This is a genomic window from Rhizobium sp. BIGb0125 (assembly GCF_024810055.1).
Taxonomy (GTDB): domain Bacteria; phylum Pseudomonadota; class Alphaproteobacteria; order Rhizobiales; family Rhizobiaceae; genus Agrobacterium.
The window spans coordinates 22,000-39,673 of the sequence record NZ_JANUDV010000007.1 but is presented as its reverse complement, the minus strand read 5'-3'; the positions used below and the strand labels follow the sequence as shown (position 1 = coordinate 39,673).

General features: G+C 56.3%; 16 protein-coding genes. 4 read left to right on the top strand and 12 right to left on the bottom strand.

Annotated elements, in window-relative coordinates; translation table 11 throughout:
* Positions 1 to 57 precede the first annotated feature (57 nt).
* Entirely contained in the window at positions 58 to 1,083 is a 1,026-nt protein-coding gene (locus tag M2418_RS19435; RefSeq protein WP_259148676.1) for an ABC transporter substrate-binding protein, read from the bottom strand.
* A gap of 113 nt (positions 1,084 to 1,196) precedes the next feature.
* Entirely contained in the window at positions 1,197 to 2,189 is a 993-nt protein-coding gene (locus M2418_RS19430; protein WP_259148892.1) for an ABC transporter substrate-binding protein, read from the bottom strand.
* Between the two features lie 239 nt (positions 2,190 to 2,428).
* Here M2418_RS19430 and M2418_RS19425 point away from each other — a divergent pair, with 239 nt between their 5' ends.
* Both M2418_RS19425 and M2418_RS19420 read left to right on the top strand, forming a co-directional pair.
* Entirely contained in the window at positions 2,429 to 3,169 is a 741-nt protein-coding gene (locus tag M2418_RS19425; RefSeq protein ID WP_192489858.1) for a response regulator transcription factor, read from the top strand.
* Positions 3,166 to 5,280, top strand: a complete 2,115-nt coding sequence (locus M2418_RS19420; protein ID WP_259148675.1) for a PAS domain-containing sensor histidine kinase — start codon at positions 3,166 to 3,168, stop codon at positions 5,278 to 5,280. Before M2418_RS19425 ends, M2418_RS19420 begins: the two co-directional genes overlap by 4 nt.
* 61 nt (positions 5,281 to 5,341) lie before the next feature.
* On the opposite strand, the gene M2418_RS19415 is transcribed toward M2418_RS19420, so the two are convergent.
* The 7 genes from M2418_RS19415 to M2418_RS19385 all read right to left on the bottom strand — a co-directional run bounded on the left by M2418_RS19415 (position 5,342) and on the right by M2418_RS19385 (position 13,031).
* A complete protein-coding gene (locus M2418_RS19415; RefSeq protein ID WP_259148674.1) occupies positions 5,342 to 6,067 on the bottom strand; it encodes an SDR family oxidoreductase in 726 nt (241 codons plus the stop codon).
* Between the two features lie 32 nt (positions 6,068 to 6,099).
* The gene (locus M2418_RS19410) at positions 6,100 to 7,734 is read right to left on the bottom strand and encodes an FGGY-family carbohydrate kinase (protein WP_259148673.1); all 1,635 of its coding nucleotides are present in this window, start codon (positions 7,732 to 7,734) and stop codon (positions 6,100 to 6,102) included.
* A gap of 78 nt (positions 7,735 to 7,812) precedes the next feature.
* Positions 7,813 to 8,544 (bottom strand): SDR family oxidoreductase, encoded by a 732-nt coding sequence (locus tag M2418_RS19405; protein WP_259148672.1) that lies wholly within the window; start codon positions 8,542 to 8,544, stop codon positions 7,813 to 7,815.
* A 39-nt stretch (positions 8,545 to 8,583) separates the two neighbouring features.
* On the bottom strand, positions 8,584 to 9,570 hold the full coding sequence (locus tag M2418_RS19400) for an ABC transporter permease (RefSeq protein ID WP_192489866.1): 987 nt from the start codon (positions 9,568 to 9,570) through the stop codon (positions 8,584 to 8,586).
* Positions 9,560 to 11,062, bottom strand: a complete 1,503-nt coding sequence (locus tag M2418_RS19395; protein WP_259148671.1) for a sugar ABC transporter ATP-binding protein — start codon at positions 11,060 to 11,062, stop codon at positions 9,560 to 9,562. The genes M2418_RS19400 and M2418_RS19395 overlap by 11 nt, the downstream gene beginning before the upstream one ends.
* A gap of 67 nt (positions 11,063 to 11,129) precedes the next feature.
* Positions 11,130 to 12,041, bottom strand: a complete 912-nt coding sequence (locus tag M2418_RS19390; protein ID WP_259148670.1) for an ABC transporter substrate-binding protein — start codon at positions 12,039 to 12,041, stop codon at positions 11,130 to 11,132.
* Between the two features lie 105 nt (positions 12,042 to 12,146).
* Positions 12,147 to 13,031 (bottom strand): AraC family transcriptional regulator, encoded by an 885-nt coding sequence (locus M2418_RS19385; RefSeq protein WP_192489869.1) that lies wholly within the window; start codon positions 13,029 to 13,031, stop codon positions 12,147 to 12,149.
* Between the two features lie 410 nt (positions 13,032 to 13,441).
* Between M2418_RS19385 and M2418_RS19380 the strand changes: the two genes are divergently transcribed.
* The gene (locus M2418_RS19380; RefSeq protein ID WP_192489871.1) at positions 13,442 to 13,738 is read left to right on the top strand and encodes a PRC-barrel domain-containing protein; all 297 of its coding nucleotides are present in this window, start codon (positions 13,442 to 13,444) and stop codon (positions 13,736 to 13,738) included.
* A 187-nt stretch (positions 13,739 to 13,925) separates the two neighbouring features.
* Positions 13,926 to 14,534 carry a J domain-containing protein gene (locus tag M2418_RS19375; RefSeq protein ID WP_259148669.1) on the top strand — a complete coding sequence of 203 codons (609 nt, stop codon included), beginning with the start codon at positions 13,926 to 13,928 and terminating at the stop codon, positions 14,532 to 14,534.
* Positions 14,535 to 14,629: 95 nt separating this feature from the next.
* Here the strand turns inward: M2418_RS19375 and M2418_RS19370 are convergent, their stop codons facing one another.
* From M2418_RS19370 to uxuA, 3 genes are read right to left on the bottom strand one after another with little or no spacing between them, the layout of a single operon-like run.
* Positions 14,630 to 15,484, bottom strand: a complete 855-nt coding sequence (locus M2418_RS19370) for an amidohydrolase (protein ID WP_259148668.1) — start codon at positions 15,482 to 15,484, stop codon at positions 14,630 to 14,632.
* Positions 15,485 to 16,477, bottom strand: coding sequence for an aldo/keto reductase (locus tag M2418_RS19365; protein ID WP_259148667.1), 993 nt, complete (start codon positions 16,475 to 16,477; stop codon positions 15,485 to 15,487). It abuts the gene before it with no gap.
* Complete coding sequence (gene uxuA, locus M2418_RS19360) at positions 16,474 to 17,673, bottom strand: mannonate dehydratase (protein WP_259148666.1); 1,200 nt, start codon at positions 17,671 to 17,673, stop codon at positions 16,474 to 16,476. Before uxuA ends, M2418_RS19365 begins: the two co-directional genes overlap by 4 nt.
* Between the last annotated feature and the right edge of the window lies 1 nt (position 17,674).

Here is a 17,674-nt window from a genome sequence, read left to right as displayed (position 1 = left end):
TGAACTTGAGGCCGATACCCGAACCAAAGGTCGGGGTATCGGCCGTCACGTCTCGGATCAGTTGGCGACAGCGCCGACTTCACGATCCCAACGCTCCAAGAGAGCCTTGCGCTTGACAGGGTCGCCATAGGTCTTGAAGTCGTAGTCAATCAGCTTGATATCCTCGAACTTCGGCGCTTCCTTCGGCACTTCGGCCGTCTTGTTGGACGGCAACTGGAAGGACTTGGCATCCTTCATACGAGACTGCACGTCCGGCTGCAGCGCCCAGTCGTACCAGACCTTTGCATTGTCGAGGTTGCGGGCACCCTTGATGATCGACATGGAGCCGATCTCATAACCGGTACCTTCACATGGCGCGATCGACTTGACCGGGAAGCCTTCTGCCGTCTGCGCCACCGCATCATGCATGAAGACGATACCAACCGCAGTCTCGCCACGCGCAGCCGCCTTGACCGGTGCAGAACCCGACTTGGTGTATTGCGAGATATTGGCGTTGAGCTTCTTCAGATAGTCGATGGCCTGGTCTTCACCCATGATCTGCACCAGTGAAGCGAGTGCCGTGTAGGCTGTGCCGGAGGAATTGGGGTTGGCGATCTGGATTTCGCCCTTCAGTTCCGGTGCCAGAAGATCGGCCCAGCACAGCGGCTCCTTGTAGCCCTTGGACTTGAAGATTTCTGTGTTGTAGCCCCAACCGAGCGCACCGGCGTAAACGCCAACTGTCTTGTAACCGGTGCTTTCTGCCTGTTTCACGGCCCAATCCTGCAACTGGTCAAGCATTGGCGATTTGTATTCCAGCGTCAGGTTTTCAGATGCAGCCTGCATATGCGGATCGCCGGTACCGGCCCACCAGATATCGGTCTTCGGGTTGCGCGCTTCTGCACGAACCTTGGCATAGGTTTCGCCCGACGACAGGCGCACCATGTTGACCTTGATGTCATGGGACTTCTCGAAGTCGCCCTTCATCTGCTCACAGATAACAACGTCAGCCGAGCAAATCAGGTTAAGCTCGCCTGCGGCCTGAGCGCCGGTGGTGGCAAGTGCAGTACCGGCAAAAAGCAGGCTGGTCAGTATAGTCAGTCGCATGGGTATCCTCCTATAGCTTGCGTCTGAATGGGGGACAGCGTTTGAACATGGCGCTGCCGTTCGCAGCACTTGCAGTGCTGCGCTATTTGTTTTTGTTGTTTGAATTGCCGACCCTATTGCGTCGGGTGGATTTCATTGTCGAAGCGGGCTAACAGCCGACTTCGTTCTTCTGGCAGACCGAAGGTGGCAAAGTCATAATCCACCATCTTGATCATCGATATGTCTGGCGCCGTCAGCGGCAGGCTTGCCTTGGCATTGGATGGCACCTGGTTTTGACCGGCGCTAAAACCGGTTGCCTGCCCTTCCGGGCTCAAGGCGTAGTCGACAAAGGCACGTGCAAGAGCCAGATTGGCCGCGCCCTTGATGATGCTGGCCGCACCAATCTCATATCCGGTCCCTTCACAGGGCGCGACGATGGCCAGCGGAAACCCTTCAATCTTCTGCGTCACCGCATCATGCATGAAGGAAATTCCGATCAACACGTCTCCCCGGGCGGCTGCCTTGACCGGAGCTGAACCTGCCTTGGTGTAGGCAACGACGTTGCGATCAAGTTTTGCCATGAAGCTGAAGGCTTCGTCCTCTCCAAACAGCTGCACAAGCGTGGCAAGCAAGGTAAACGCCGTGCCCGACGAATTCGGATTTCCCGATTGGATATGGCCGCGATAAATATCCTTTGCCAGATCTTTCCAGCAGGTCGGCGCTGGCAGCCCCGCTTCAGCCAGCAGTTCTGTATTGTAAGCAAAGCCCAACGCACCGGCATAAATTCCGGCGGAGCGCGACCCTGACATCGCATAAAAATTCTGTGCCCAGGGCAACAGGTCATTCGGGTTGGCGGGGTGGTATTCTTCGAGCAAACCTTCCGAGCTGGCCTGCAAATGGGTATCGCCAGTACCGCCCCACCACACGTCTATGGTCGGATGTGCACGTTCGGCGCGGATCTGATCGAGAATTTCGCCAGTGCTCTTGCGAACCACCGAAATCTCGACACCCATCTTGCTTTCGAATGCTTTTTGCATGGTCACACACCAAGCCTCGTCGACGCCGCACAGGACGTTCAACTTCGACTGGGCCATGCCATGGCCTGCGCCGCACAGCCATACGACCATGCTTGCCGCAAAAGCGGTCACTGCTCTCAATTGAGCCTCCCTGCTTGGAACCTCCCCGTTCCAATCTCCGCATATAGCATGTCAGATACTGCCGCCGTCGCAATCGAAGAATGGTTACCAATCTTTCACCAAAGCGCCCAACAACATGACATTTGTTACAAATATGACATTTCCGATAATCACCGAAGCTTTGAAGATCGCAAAGAGCGTGCTTATGATAGCTGCGGGAGGAATACGCAGTGCTCAATCAGAAGGTAAAGATTCTGATCGTCGAGGACGATCCAGACATGTCCGAACTTATTGCCGATCTGGTCGAGGCTGAGGGTTGGGTGCCGACCTGCGCGCGATCTGCCGAGGAAGCGGACGCAATTTTGGCAACGGACACCATGCAGCTCGTGCTGGTGGACCATAACCTGCCCGGCACATCCGGTCGGACCTTTGCCCAGCGATTGCGTACAAAGGTCGATATCGGCATTGTCATGGTAACGGCAGCGGGCAGCGCCATTGACAGGGTGCTTGGCCTCGAAACCGCCGCCGACGACTATGTGGTGAAACCCTTCGAGCCAATCGAACTGACTGCGCGCATCAAGGCGGTGTTGCGCAGGACCATTCCATCGTTGAAACACGAAAAAGACAGCGAACGCGATCACAGTCGCTCGGCCCTGCATCTCGGGGATTGGGTTTTTGATCATGACGCCCATCAGGCCGTGTGTCTTGTCGATCGCAGCAAGACATTGACAACAGCGGAATTTGCGCTGCTTGAAATCCTGGCGGAAACACCGAACCAGCCGGTCAGTCGCACACAAATCCTCGACCGCCTGGGCTCAGAAAGCGACCGCTACATTGACCGCAATGTCGATGTGCTGGTTCTGCGCTTGCGCCGCAAGATCGAACGAAACCCGGACTTGCCGCGCCACATCAAGACCAGACGCGGCAAGGGTTATGTGCTGCATACCGACGAAGCCGAGCTGTCCCCGTGATCAATCGTTCATTTCTGTCGTCGATTGCGTTCCGCCTGCCTTTTGCGATTGTGTTTATCTGCGTTCTGGTCTTCAGCCTCTCGGCAATCGCCATATATGGTTTGCAAAGGGCCCGTGATGAGATGGCCGCTTACGGTGTGCAGGCATTTTCCAGCCTCGGCAAGGTATCGCTAGTTTCGCGGCAGGTGTCGGATCTGGTGTCAAGCGCACCCTTCTTGATGAACGCCGCCTCGCCCTACCGGGTATCCAGCGAAAGCCGCTCGGTGGTGCAGCAGGTCGACAGCCTGCTCTCCATGATAACACCGAAAGAGGACGAGCGACGCATTCCGGGGTTTGCCAGCGACCGAATTGCGGAACTCTTGCAGCAAATTCGCACACAGACGCTCGATCTGGTCAAGGATGCTGATGCAGCGCAGGTTCACAAGGCAGATGCTGCCGCCGCACTTGGCGAAATCGCCACCGGCAAAGGCATTCTAGACCCCAATCTGCGCCAACGCATGAACGGCATCGTGCAAGCCGCCTCAACCTCTGACAGCCTTTTCCAGCTCGGCGAACTGCGCCGTCGTTATGTCTCGGAAACAACTGCCCGTCAGGAAGGATATCCGGGCCAACGCCTTGCCGCCTTCGAACTGCTGCATTATGAGCGCGTCTTCAAGGCACAGACTCAGTATCTCCTTGAAATGTTTGCAATACGCGCCTCGGTCGCCAAACTTCACACCGTGTCGCGTGACCTTTCCCACGCCACCGAAACCCAAAGCGATGCAATTGCCCGTGGCCTGAACGAGGATTTGCTTTCCACGTCCGATGCGCTCAGCCGTCTGCTGGTCATCGTCGCGCTTGCGTCCTTCCTAGTGCTGGTCATGGCGGTTTTCTCCATTCGCTCGGTCATGCGTGTCTCACGCGGCATCGTCACGCTGTCGAATGGTATGAACGCGCTGGCCAAGGGTGATAAGGATGTTGGCCCGCCATCCTATCGCGGGCCGGAAACGGAACTGATTCAGCTGCTCGACGCATTTCGCGCGTTTCATGACAGCGTTGATCGTGTCTCACGGCTGCGCCGCACCGCAGAGGCTGCGGCCCGAACCATCCGCTCAACCTTCCGCAACATGAATGAAGGCATCGCGCTGTTTGACCCGAGCGGCCGGCCGATTACCATGAACCGCCGGATTATCGAGCTTGTTGGCCGCTCAGGTTCCTCACGCAAGTTACCGTTACGGCGTTTTGTCGAGCCCATTCCGGAAATCGATCCGTCCTTGTTGCCATCAGATAGTGACCGCGGCGCGTTGATAGACCGCATCTTTATCCGGCATCGCGTTGACGGGCAGGTCATTGAAATCTCACTCTCACGCCAGCCGGACGGCGGCATCGTCATGCTGGCGCGTGATGTCACCGCTCTGGACCGCCAGGAAGCAGAAGCCGTAAAGGCCCAGCGACTGGATGGCATCATGCGTATGACCCATCAGGTCAGTCACGAAGTCGGAAACATGATCGGCATCATAACGGGCAGTCTCGGCCTGCTGGAACGCGAGGCCGGTTTCAATGACCGTCAGAAACGCCATATCACCCGTATTCGCAAAGCCGCCGACCGCGGGCGCTCACTTGCCTCGAGCATGTTGACGGTCGGCAGCCAACAACCGATCCACGCGCAGCACATCGACGTCGCCAGCTTGCTGCGTGGCATGGCGGATATTCTGGAGATTGCTGTTGGATCGAAATGCCATATTACACTTCATATCAACGAGGAATTGCCAACCATTCCGCTTGACCCTGCCCTTCTTGAGCAGTCGATCCTCAATCTTTGCCTGAATGCCGCCGCAGCAATGCCAAAGGGTGGCCTGATCTCTATCGGCGCTTCATCGGAAAAAGATGTACTGATCATTGATGTGACCGATGAAGGCATCGGAATGACACCCGAAGCGGTCGACAAGGCTTTTGAGCCCTATTTCACAACCCGTGAAGAACATGGTGGAGCGGGCCTTGGCTTGGCAATGGTTTATGGTTTTGTTCGCCAAAGTGGCGGAGAGGCCCGTATCCACTCAACCCTTGGACAGGGCACCTCGATCAAATTGATTTTCCCACTCACACCCTCTCAAACCTTGCACAGCAGCTAAGCCTGACGTCGTTGAGGCGGTAGCTACGATCAGCGCCACGCCTCAACGATTGAGCAGTCCCTCAAACGGCGAGAAAACCGCCATCGACATTGATAACGGCACCATTGACCATGGCCGTATCGGGCGAAAGCAGCGTGGCGATGGTGCGGGCAACGTCATCGGCCTCGGCAAAACGGCCGATCGGATGACGCACCATCATCGGTGCAGACTTTTCCGGATCGCTCCAGGCAGCCATTGCAAGTTCTGTCAGAGTGATGGTTGGCGCAACGGAATTGACCCTTATGCCATAAGGGCCAAACTCCTTGGCCAACACCCGTGTTGCACCTTCAAGACCGGCCTTGGAGGCTGCGTAACACAAGTGTTCGTTAAAACCGCGATGTCCGGCAATCGAGGTTATGTTGACAATCGCACCGCCACCGCCAACAGCACGGCGGGCACGGCCAAACTCCTGACTGGTGATCAGGGCCGCCCTCAAATTGATGCCCATCACCGCCTCATAGCCCGCTTCGGTCATGTCAAAGCTTGTTTCGAGAACATTGATACCGGCACTGTTGATCAGGAAGTCAGCAGTGCCGGCCTCCGCCATAGCCTTGCGCGTTGCAGCCGGGTCAGCCAGATCAACCGTAATCGAACGACCTCCAATCTCGTCACGCAGACTGTCGAGATCCGACGTGGTGCGGCTAAGGGCGATGACTTCGGCACCGCGTTCAGCCATGATACGGGCGCAAGCCCGACCGATGCCTTTGCCCGCGCCCGTGATGATGACCGATGTCCCTGAAAACTGCATGCTGGTTCCTCCCTGATATATGTGCCTGCCACTTAGCCCGAGGCTGCGGGCAACAATGGCTCAATGTCTTTTCGCACCTCACGGGCGAGTGTCTGTATTCTCAGAAATGCTTGGTAACGTGCCTCGTGCAGCGCCCGCGCCGCATCACGCACCGGCTCGCTACGCCCAGCCACAGTGGACATGGCGGGCATTGCGGCCTGCAAATCGGGGTAGAGTTTGGTGGCAACGGCCGCCAGCATGGCTGCGCCCAGCAAAACCGGCTCAGAGCAGGCCGTGACCTCAATGGGAATTCCCGTTGCGTCAGCGAGAATCTGCCGGGTTAGCGGATGTGTTCCCGCCCCGCCGGAAACAGAGATCGTGGAAACGGAGACGCCGTTTTGGGCCTGCGTTTCGATGATCTGGCGCAGTCCATAACCAAGCCCGCAAAGCCCGGCGATGTAAAGTGCGGCAAGATTGTCCGCACCGCTTTCCATGCCAAGCCCCATCACAACGGCGCGTGCATATGGATCGGCAAAAGGTGCGCGATTGCCGAGGAATTCTGGGACTACCTGCAACTGTCCGGCAAGATTTACCGCATCTGACGGTCTGTCGACGCCAGCCAGCACCCGCGCCGCAAGCCATGGCGCCAAGCTGGTACCATCCTGTTTTGCCTCCTGCGACGCCTTGCCCGCGTAGGGATGCAGGCTCAATAACTGATCGATGGCCGCACCGGCGGCCGACTGACCACCTTCATTCAGCCACATGCCGGGCACCATGGCGGAAAAATACGGGCCCCAGACACCCGGCACAAATGTCGGCTCGGCAGTCGTTGTCATGGTGCAGGACGATGTGCCAAACACGTAACCAAGGCAGGATGATGCATCCTGCAAGCCACCTTTTGCCGCCACAGTCCCAACGCCACCGGCATGGGCGTCAATTAATCCTGCCCCGACAGCAATGCCAGCGCGCAGTCCCATCGCATCAGCCGCTTCCTGGTTCAGGCCGTTGCCCAATGGCGTTCCCGGGTGCACGACACTTTGACCAATCCGGCGAAAACCGTCATCAGGAAGGTCATCCAGCCCTATCGTACGGAAATAGGTCTCGTCCCACCTGTCCTCATGCGCCAGATAGGTCCATTTGCAGGTCACGGTGCAGGAAGATCGCTCCAATGCACCGGTCGATTTCCAGGTCAGAAAATCCGTCAGGTCAAAGAAGTGCTTGGCACTGGAATACACCTCAGGCAGATGTTCCTTCAGCCAAAGCAGTTTCGGCGTCTGCATTTCCGGAGAGATAACACCGCCGACATAAGACAGAACCATATGTCCTGTGGCATTGATCCGCCGTGCCTGTTCAAGCGCGCGATGATCCATCCACACGATGATATCGCGTTCAGGATGCGCAGGATCGCCCACTCCGTTGGATGCGCCCCGCACCACCAGTGAGCAGGTCGCATCAAATCCGATCCCGGCCACGGCCGAGGGATCGATCGCCGCCGATGTGACGGCATCACGAACAGCCGTACACACCGCATCCCAAATCTGGGCGCTCGACTGCTCGACATGCCCATGATCATTGCGAAAGATAAGGATGTCGTGTTTGGCGGAGGCCAAAAGCGTGCCAACCGCATCAAACACGCCAGCGCGTGCCGAACCTGTGCCAACATCGACACCGATAAAGTAACTGCTCATACGATCCTATCCCTCGCCGGAGTGAAACAGCCAGCCGTGCTGTTCAAAGCACGGCTCGGCAAACTAGTCCGACCAGACTCAAACCCGGTCAAAGTTGGTCGGCAAGACCAACATATCGCGGATCGTGACGTTGCGGTTGCGGGTAAGCATGTATTCCACAGCATCTGCAACTTCGCTCGCTTCAATGATGCTGCCGGATTCCTTGGCCTTGCGCAGGTTTTCTTCCGGCCAGTCAGCAAGCAGGGCCGAGAGAACGGGCCCGGGGGAAACCTGGGCCACACGAATGCCATGCGGAATGAGCTGGCGGCGCATGGTCTGAACGAAGCAGGTCACAGCCCATTTCGAACCGGCATAGACCGGTTCCCAATAGGTCGGGAAATGGCCGGCAATCGAGCTGGTGACAATGATGTCACCGGTTTTGCGCGCACTCATATGCGGTACAACTGCATGCACATTCTTCATCACGGCATTGACATTGAGGTTGAGCATGCGGTCGATTTCGTCGGCTGAGGTCTCTGTCAGGTCGCCACCGATGTAGGTTCCGGCATTGCAATAGAGAATGTCGATATGATCGACCTTCTCGAGGATTTCGGGAACCATCGCAGCGCAACTGTCGGCATCCAGCAAGTTGGTGACCTGAGGAATGGCATTTTTACCTAGCTTGGCGACCAGGTCGTTGAGCGCTTTTTCGTTCCAGTCGACCATGACGACCGTGCAGCCATTGGCCAGAAGCTTCTCGGTCGTTGCCAGACCGATGCCGGAAGCGGCGCCTGTTATAACCGCGATTTTGCCTTGCAGTGATTGAGCCATATTATTCTCCTAACGTTATGAAAAGCTGTTGAGATTTCGTCAGCGCCATTCGCGGGCGATGTAGATAGCGAGCAGGATGATGAAGCCACGGATGATGTCCTGCAGATAGGGGTTGATACCCATCAGATTGAGGCCGTTGTTGAGGATGCCGAGCAGGACAGCACCAATCAGCGTACCGAGGATGAAACCCCGGCCACCGGCAATTGCAGTGCCGCCGAGCACCACGGCCGCAATGGCATCGAGCTCGAAACCAACGCCGGCATTGGGCTGGCCCGACATCAGGCGCCCGGTCAGAATGATGGCTGCAAGTCCCGCCGTGAGGCCGGAAATCGAGTAAACCGCAATTTTGATGCGACCAATCTTGACGCCCGACAGTCGTGCTGCCGTTTCATTGCCACCAATGGCATAGACATGGCGACCAAATGCAGTCCGCTCCAGCAGCAGCCACGCCAATGCGTAGATGATGACCATGGCGATGACAGGAACCGGAATAATACCAACACGACCGACGCCGAACCAGGAAATCCACGATGGCAGGCCCGAGATCGGGTAGCCGCCGGAATAGATAAGCCCAGCTCCACGGGCGATACCCATGGTGGCGAGAGTGACGATGATGGCCGGCATGCGGCCCCATGCCACCAGAATTCCGTTGAAAAGGCCAAGCCCGATGGCAATAGCGACGCCGGACAGCAGTCCGGCCCAGCCTGGCATGCCGAAATGTACCATCAGCCCCGCCGCCATGGTGCCGGCAAGCGCCATCAGTGCTCCGACCGACAGGTCGATACCGCCGGTTAAGATGACAAATGTCATGCCAACCGCCAGAATGGCGACGATCGATACCTGTCTCAAGACATTGAGAATGTTGGAAACGGAAAAGAAGTTATCTGAGGCGAAACCCATCAGGATCGAAACGACGATCAAGCCAGCCAGTGGCAAGGCCAAAGGCGACTGTATGATGGTCTTCCAGATCGGCGTGGCAGAGGCCTCCGCCTGAGCGCCTGTAAGAGCGTCCGCGTCATGCGACATGTTGTGTCCTCCCGGTTGTTGCATGGGTCATGATCTGCTCAGAGGTGATCGCATCGCCTTCAAGCGTTGCGACAATCCCGCCTGAGCGGAAAACACAGACCCGGTCGGACATGCCGATCACTTCAGGCAGTTCCGACGAAATCATGATGATGGAATAGCCACGGGCGGTGAATTCGCGCATGAGCTGGTAAATTTCGGTTTTGGCGCCAACATCAATGCCGCGGGTCGGCTCGTCAAAAATCAACACCTTCATGTTGTGGTTGATCCAGCGGGCGATCACCACTTTCTGCTGGTTGCCACCGGACAGTGTATCGACGCGCGCATGCGGGCTTGACGCCTTCACACGCACCCTCTGCATGGCAGTGCGAGTATCGGCAAGTTCACGCGAGCGGTTGATGAAGAAGTGGCCGATCAGGTATTTGCCGTAATTGTTCAGCGAGACATTGTGCATGATCGGGAAACTGGTGATCAGCCCCTGCTCCTTGCGACTTTCAGGAAGCAGACCGATACCCGCCTCCAGTGCCTGGGACGGATCGGCAAACCGTATCTCGACACCGTTGATCAACAGTTTGCAGCGCGCGGCCCGATAGGCACCAAGCATCGCCAGAACTGTTTCGGTACGACCCGAACCTACCAGACCGGCAAAACCGAGGATTTCTCCTGCCTTGAGGTGAAAACTGGAAACCGGTCCGCTTCTGGTGAGCTTGACCTCTTCCACCTCAAGAACAGTCTTGGCATCGGCAGGAATGACAGGTTTTGGCGGGAAGCTGTTTTCGATCCGGCGACCAACCATCATTTCGACCAGCTGTGCCTGATTGACGTCGCTGACAGCACAGGAGGCCACAAATTCACCGTCCCGCAACACAGTGATGCGGTCGCAAATCTCGAAAATTTCTTCGAGATGGTGCGAAATGAAGATGATCGCGACACCCTGTTTTCGAAGGCTGCGCATGACGTGAAACAGATGTTCGACTTCGGCCGGCGTCAGCGTCGCTGTTGGTTCGTCGAGCACAAGAATACGGGCGTCGAGTGCCAGTGCCTTGGCAATCTCTACAAACTGCTGTTCGGCAACCGACAAATTGCGGATTGGCACATTCAATGGAATGGAGATACCGAGTTGTTTCATGATTTCGGCGGCGCGCTTGCGCATCGCCGATCGTTTCATGAAACCAAGCCCGTTGCTGAGCTCGCGCGCCAGAAACATGTTTTCGACCGCGTTCAAATAAGGAACGAGCGAAAACTCCTGAAAAACCACACCGATACCGGCATCGATCGCTTCATTATAATCACTGAAATGGCGAACCTCGCCGTTGATGCGGATTTCGCCTTCACTGGGTTTCACAATCCCACACAGGATTTTCATCAGTGTCGATTTACCAGCACCGTTTTCACCCAGTAGCGCGTGAACTTCACCCGCCTGCACGGTGAGATCCACCCCATGCAGAACCTCGATCCTGCCAAAGCTTTTTTTGATGCCGTTCAGCTGTAGCATCTGTTCCTCCCGTGTTTGATTGGAAAAGTCGCCCCCGCCGTCTCCGGCGAGGGCGCTCGGGAGGCGCTTACCAACTGAAGTCGGCAGCGTTTTCTTTGGTGACTGGACGGACGTCGATTGGCACTTCCTTCGGCACGACGCGCGCACCCCACTTCTGTGCCAGCGCCATGGCAAGGCCTACGCGGATCTGGTCACGCGGAAACTGTGCGGTGGTCTGGATGAATGGCGTACCTTCGGCAATCGCCTTGACGGCTTCCGGTGCACCATCAACCGAGGTCAGCTTGACGTCGCGGCCCGAGCCCTGGATGGCGGCAAGTGCGCCCATGGCACCACCGTCGTTGACCGAGAAGATACCCTTGAGGTTTGGACGTGCCTGCAACATGTTTTCGACAACGCCGAGTGCAATCGAGCGATCCTGACGACCGTTCTGCGTATCGACCAGCTTGATGTCCTTGAATTCGGCAAGCGCTTCCTTGCAACCTTCCACGCGCTGCAGGATCGGAATAACCGGGATACCGTCGAGAATTGCGACTTCGCCTTCGCCGTTCAGCGCCTTGCCGAGAGCCTGGCAAGACTGGTAACCGGCATCCTTGTTCTTGGAACCAACGAATGTATCAACCGGGCCGTTGGCATTGGCATCAACGGCAACAACAACCACATTCTGTGCCTTGGCTGCATTGACGGCGGCCTCCACGCCGGCCGAGTCTGTCGGGTTGAGAAGCAGAATGTCGATCTTCTGCTGCAACATGTCTTCAACGTCGGAAATCTGCTTGGCAACGTCATGGGCGGCATCTGTCACTATAACCTGCGCACCGAGGGATTTCGCTGCCTCGTCCAGCGCTTCCTTCATCGAGACGAAATAAGGGTTGTTCATTTCCTGAAATGTCATGCCGATCTTCAACTTGGCGTCCTGCGCCAAGGCAGGCACCGCGGTCAGCGCGACGGTGGCGATCGACAATGCTGTCAAAGCTCTTTTCATGTCAGTTTTTCCTCCCTTTGAACGGCAGGCAAAGCCCGGCCGTTTCCGGAAAGCACCATGCTTTCCGAATTCTATTGTCCCGGTACGGGATATGGATCGTGGCGCTTATCCGGCGGCTTTAAATGCTCCGTTGGCTTTAAAGGTCGCGCGGAATTGCGAAGGCGACATTCCCTTCAGGTTCTGGAAATGCCGGTTGAAATTCGAAATATTGGAAAAGCCGATCTCGTAGCAGATTTGGGCAATCTTGACTTCGGGACGCGTCAACAGTGTCAGACAGGCCAAATCGACACGCAGCTGGTTCTTGTAACGAACTAGCGTTGTTCCGGTATGGCGTTTGAAAGCCCGTGAAAAGGAACTGGCGGTGTGCCCAACCATGTCAGCGAGATCGCGCTCATCAATATCGTCGGTCAGATGTTCACGCAGGTGCGCGATGGCCCTGTTAATGCCGCTTTCATTGATATTCGACAGGTCCAGTTCATAGCTCAGACTGGCCAGCACTTCCGGTTCGGGCGCATTTGCCAGGACATCAAGGATTTCCCAAAACAGTGCCAACCGCATGATGCCGCGTGTCTCGATCAATTTCTCGATCAAAGGGCGCACCTTGTCACTCGTGACGTTGTCGAACAGCAGGCCGCGATGGCTGCGCTCTAGAAGCGGTGCAATGGCTTCCATCTCCGCCATGCCGGCAACACTGTCGTCGACAAATTTCTGCGGGAACTGAAGAACCAGCGAGCGGGCAGGCACGATTTCGTCAGGCTCGATATCGGAAATCCAGTTTTGAGGCAGATTGGGGCCGGTCATGATCAACTGACCAGGTTCAAAGCGACCGATGTGGTCACCGATGTAAAAACGACCTGAGGTCGCAACAACCAGATGAATTTCATATTCAGGGTGATAGTGCCAGCGAACCGTGCGAAACGGATAGCCGTGTCTCCACGCGGCGAAGCTTTCGCCTTTGCGGATATGGACCAGTTCCAGATCGGGTTGCACAGCGTTTCCTCCCACCGAGCGCACAATGTCTGCGGCAAAATCTGCAAACCTCCAATTTGCAAATTTCATCATTAACAAGACCATAACCCCTGAAATTCAAGGCATCTACATCATGGCGAAAATTAAACCGATACTTTTTTGACAGCAGTTTTGCCGTGAGCGTTGATGATGAGAGCCGAGTGTACAAGGATGGAGACGACACGCTGTCGTCTCCGTCGCACGTTTTTTATCCGCAGGATTTGCCTGAAACAGACCGACAGTTCCGGTTAATTTTTCCATCAAACGGTGACCGTGCAACAGACATTATAACGGTTATCGTAACCTTTAGTGTCTGCGGCTACGCGAAAACTTTTGGAACCGATGGCCCGCATGGACGTTTTTCTAACTCCAAACAAGAGGAGAAAACGACCATGGATCACACTAATCACGTTCGTCTCACGACCACTGAACTCACGCCAGCAGTTTTGGAAGGCGCGACAGTCTACGGTGCTGACGATCACAAGGTTGGCAAGGTCGACCACATTCACGGTGTAGGCGCAGGCGGTAAGGCCATCATCGACGTCGGCGGCTTCCTCGGCATCGGTGCAAAACCTGTTGCGGTTCCGCTCAGCGATCTGGATTTCATGCGCGACGAGGACGGTGACATTCACGCCGTGACGGCATGGACAAAAGATCAGCTCAAGGACATGCCTGAGCATCACCACTAAATACCAGTTCGAAGCCCGGCCGCCGCGCCGGGCTTTTTACATTTGTTGCTGTTCTATGAGCGGATATTCCAGATCGGCACATGGTGCATGGGACAATTTGCAACGGTTCACATGATTTTAACAAAATAGATGGATGTCACGCGCTGTTTTCTTGATCAGTTGATCCCAGTCAACTTATAAGGCGCTCATGACATCTGATTCAAAAATTTTCGTCGGCTTAAGGTCAACCAAAAAAACCAAGGCTGCATCAAGCAAGCCGCTTGGCCCGAAGTGCCAATGGGACGGCTGCGAAAACGAAGGCGCGCACCGTGCCCCCGTTGGCAGGGACGGCGAAGGACTCTACCTGTTGTTCTGTCCGAAGCACACCAAGGAATATAACAGCGGATATAACTTCGCAGTTGAACTGTCCGACCCCGTCGTCGCGCGGTACCAGAAGGAAGCAGCGACAGGCCGTCGCCGCACCTTTGGCACACCCGTCAACAAACCGTCGGAAGCTCCGCTGCCGTCATCCGCCCGTTCCGGCTCTGCCAAAACCATCAATGCCCGCAAGGATGCGGAACAGCGTCAGCGTGAAAAAGCTCAACTTAAGCAGCGCAAGTTGAAGGTGCTGGAAGCAAAGGCTTTCGAAACGCTTGGACTGTCAGAGGATGCAACGCCTGAAGAAATCAGGCTTCGCTACAAACAAAAACTGAAAATGCATCATCCCGATGCCAATCAGGGTAACCGCAACTCGGAAGACGATCTGCGTGCAGCCATCGACGCACACAAGATCCTCAAGCTCAACGGTTTCTGTTGACGCTATAGGCAATGGGGCACGCAAGCCGTTGCTCGCGCACCCCATGTTACGACAGTCCAAAGCCTCTGGGACGCGGCATCAGATGTCGTTATTGATCAGCGCTTGCCCAAATAAACTTGTTTCGCGTTGAGCGTGCCGATCAATTGCCGCTCGTCGGCCGACAGGCCTGACAACAGTTCTGTTGTGATGTTGACCCAGTTGGCCAAACCGCCACCGACATCAATGACCGGCCAATCACCACCCCACACCATACGGCTCGGGCCAAACAGTTCGAGGACAGTGTCGCTGTAAGGTTTGACATCATCGATCTTCGAACCGGACGGATGGCAATATGTCGGCAAACCGGAAAGCTTCACCCAGAAGTTCGGCAATTCAGAAAGCTTGATCATCTCCTGACGCCAGGCTGCGAAGTCACCGCTAGCAATATCCGGCCTGCCGCAATGGTCGAGGATGAACACGGTATCGGGATCAGCACGAACCAGATCGTAGGCGATCGATAGCTGCCGTCCATCGAAACAGAGATCGACGGGATACCCGGCCTTGCCAATCTTGCGAACATTGCGCCGATAGGTTTCGCTGCGGCTGAGATCATCCGGCATGACCTGAAGAATACGACGGAAACCCACCACGTTGAGGTCACCGCATTCTTCCAGCCAGGCATCAAAACCCTCATCGGTTTCAGGACGGCAACTGGCGATCACACCCAGCATTTTGGGATAACCCGATCCGACCAGTCTTGACACCAGCCGCGCCTCGCTCTGGTAATCAACGTCATCCACGCCACTTTCCATGAAGATGGTGGCGGTGATGTTGCAGCCTGCAGCTTGCTCAGCGTAGACATTCTGGTCAAAAGTGCCGGACGCAATGGCCGGGACCTCTTCAGTCCATGCGTAACCGAGATCGCCACGCAGGATAAGATGCTGATGTGTATCGATCAGCTCTGTTGCCATTTACCCCTCCGTACCGATCGTATGCTCTTCAAATTGCGCCCAAGCCGTCTCTGCGATGGTCTGGTCGAAAAGTTCAACATTACGCAGAAGGCTGGAAGGTTTTGCCGTGCCAATCAGTACGCTCACCACCAGCGAATTGCGCAGCGGAAAATGCAAGGCGGCGGCAGCAAGCGTCGTACCGGCCGACTGCGCAACCACTTCCATAGCCTGCACTTTTTCCATCACATCGGGCGATGCCTCGACGTAATTGAAGGTAGCGCCCGGCCGGGCACCGGTCGCAAGAATGCCAGAGTTGAAAACGCCACCGATCACAAGACGCGTCCCGGTTTCCTCGCAACGCGCCAGCAACTCGGCTTCTGCAGAACGGTCAAGCAGCGTGTAACGACCAGCAAGCAAGATGACATCCAGCGGCACCCGCGCAAGAAGGTTGAGGCAGGCTGGCACCTCGTTCACGCCAAGGCCAATGGCCTTGATTGCGCCGCTTGCCTTGAGTTCCTCAAGCGCCCGTGCACCACCTTCGACAAAATCTGCAAAATGGCGATCATAATCCGCACCGAGCGTGGTCGCTTCGAGATCGTGGATGTAAAGAATATCAATGCCATTCAACCCGAGACGGGCAAGGCTGTCCTGATAGGACCGCATGATACCGTCATAGGTATAGTCATGGACCACCGCGAACGGCAAAGGACGGACAAACCCGTGATCGGGAATGTCCTCCTCTGCGACGGGCTTCAGCAACCGGCCGACCTTGCTCGACAGGACATAGGACCCCTTGGGTTTGTCGCGTAAAAAGTCGCCCAGCCGACGCTCCGAAAGGCCGTGTCCGTAATGCGGGGCCGTGTCGAAATAACGAATACCAGCCTCCCACGCCGTTTCCAGCGTGGCCATGGTATCTTCACGCGATACTTCGCGGTAGAGGTTGCCGATACCGGCGGCTCCGAACGAAAATGTACTGAGTTCAAGGCCTGTGTTTCCAAGTGGCCGCCCGATCATGCCGCCGCCCCCTCTTTGTCGAGTTGGCGCTCAATTGCGCGGATCGCGCCACGAAGCTCACCCAGGCCCTTAACGCGGCCGATATAGGAGTAACCGGGGTTGGTCTTCTTATCGATATCGTCACCGAGCAGATGCCCGTGGTCTGGGCGCAGTGGAATTGCGCGGCGGGTATCACCGGCTGCCGCGCGACGGCGTTCCTCACGCAACAACGCCTCGACAACACCCACCATGTCGGTACTACCATCCAGATGGTCGTCTTCAAAGAACGAACCATCCGCCTCGACGGTAACATTGCGCAGATGCGCAAAGTTGATACGCGGTGCAAATTCCGTCGCCATGGCAACCAGGTCATTATCAGGACGTGAACCGTAAGACCCGGTGCACAGTGTGATACCGTTGTAAGGGCTGTCGACGGCAGACAGGATGCTGCGAACATCTTGCGGCGTCGATACAACACGCGGCAGACCGAAAAGCGAGAATGGCGGGTCATCCGGGTGAATGCCGAGATAAACACCATGTTCCTCTGCAACAGGCACCACTTCTTTCAGGAAGGCCAGCAAGTTGCTCTGCATTGTAACGGCATCGATACCGCCGAAGGATTCCAAGAGCCTATTGATGGATTGCCGCGTCTGCACAAGTGCACCGCCCGGCAGGCCGGCGATGATATTGCGCTCCAGCAGCAGTTTTTCATCATCACTCATCGCTTTTGCCCGCTGTTCGGCACGTGCAACGACGTTGGCATCATAGCTTTCAGCAGCATTGGGACGCTTGAGGATGAATACGTCATAGGCAACGAAATCAGTCATCTCGAAACGCAGGGCCAGTCCAGTGCCACGTTCGGTGCGCCAGCGAAGGTCGGTACGTGTCCAGTCAACCACAGGCATGAAGTTGTAGCAAACGGTGGGGATACCGGCACGACCGAGATTGGCTAGGGTTTCTTTCCAGCGGGCGATCGCCTTGGGCGCATCTCCGTCACCGCGTTTTACGCATTGCTCCATCGGAATGGATTCGCAAACGCTCCACTCAAGACCGGCCGCCTCGATCATCTCCTTGCGTTTGATGATTTCTTCAAGCGGCCAGGATGTACCATCGGGAATCTCGTGAAGCGCCGTCACCACGCCGGTAGCACCGGTTTGGCGGACATGTTCGAGCGTGATCGGATCGTTCGGGCCGTACCAGCGCCAAGTTTCCTGCATG

Coding starts and splice junctions, on each gene's coding strand:
- M2418_RS19435 (WP_259148676.1), bottom strand. CDS start 1,083: ATGCGACTGACTATACTGACCAGCCTGCTTTTTGCCGGTACTGCACTT.
- M2418_RS19430 (WP_259148892.1), bottom strand. CDS start 2,189: ATGGTCGTATGGCTGTGCGGCGCAGGCCATGGCATGGCCCAGTCGAAG.
- M2418_RS19415 (WP_259148674.1), bottom strand. CDS start 6,067: ATGCAGTTTTCAGGGACATCGGTCATCATCACGGGCGCGGGCAAAGGC.
- M2418_RS19410 (WP_259148673.1), bottom strand. CDS start 7,734: ATGAGCAGTTACTTTATCGGTGTCGATGTTGGCACAGGTTCGGCACGC.
- M2418_RS19405 (WP_259148672.1), bottom strand. CDS start 8,544: ATGGCTCAATCACTGCAAGGCAAAATCGCGGTTATAACAGGCGCCGCT.
- M2418_RS19400 (WP_192489866.1), bottom strand. CDS start 9,570: ATGTCGCATGACGCGGACGCTCTTACAGGCGCTCAGGCGGAGGCCTCT.
- M2418_RS19395 (WP_259148671.1), bottom strand. CDS start 11,062: ATGCTACAGCTGAACGGCATCAAAAAAAGCTTTGGCAGGATCGAGGTT.
- M2418_RS19390 (WP_259148670.1), bottom strand. CDS start 12,041: ATGAAAAGAGCTTTGACAGCATTGTCGATCGCCACCGTCGCGCTGACC.
- M2418_RS19380 (WP_192489871.1), top strand. CDS start 13,442: ATGGATCACACTAATCACGTTCGTCTCACGACCACTGAACTCACGCCA.
- M2418_RS19375 (WP_259148669.1), top strand. CDS start 13,926: ATGACATCTGATTCAAAAATTTTCGTCGGCTTAAGGTCAACCAAAAAA.
- M2418_RS19370 (WP_259148668.1), bottom strand. CDS start 15,484: ATGGCAACAGAGCTGATCGATACACATCAGCATCTTATCCTGCGTGGC.
- M2418_RS19365 (WP_259148667.1), bottom strand. CDS start 16,477: ATGATCGGGCGGCCACTTGGAAACACAGGCCTTGAACTCAGTACATTT.
- uxuA (WP_259148666.1), bottom strand. CDS start 17,673: ATGCAGGAAACTTGGCGCTGGTACGGCCCGAACGATCCGATCACGCTC.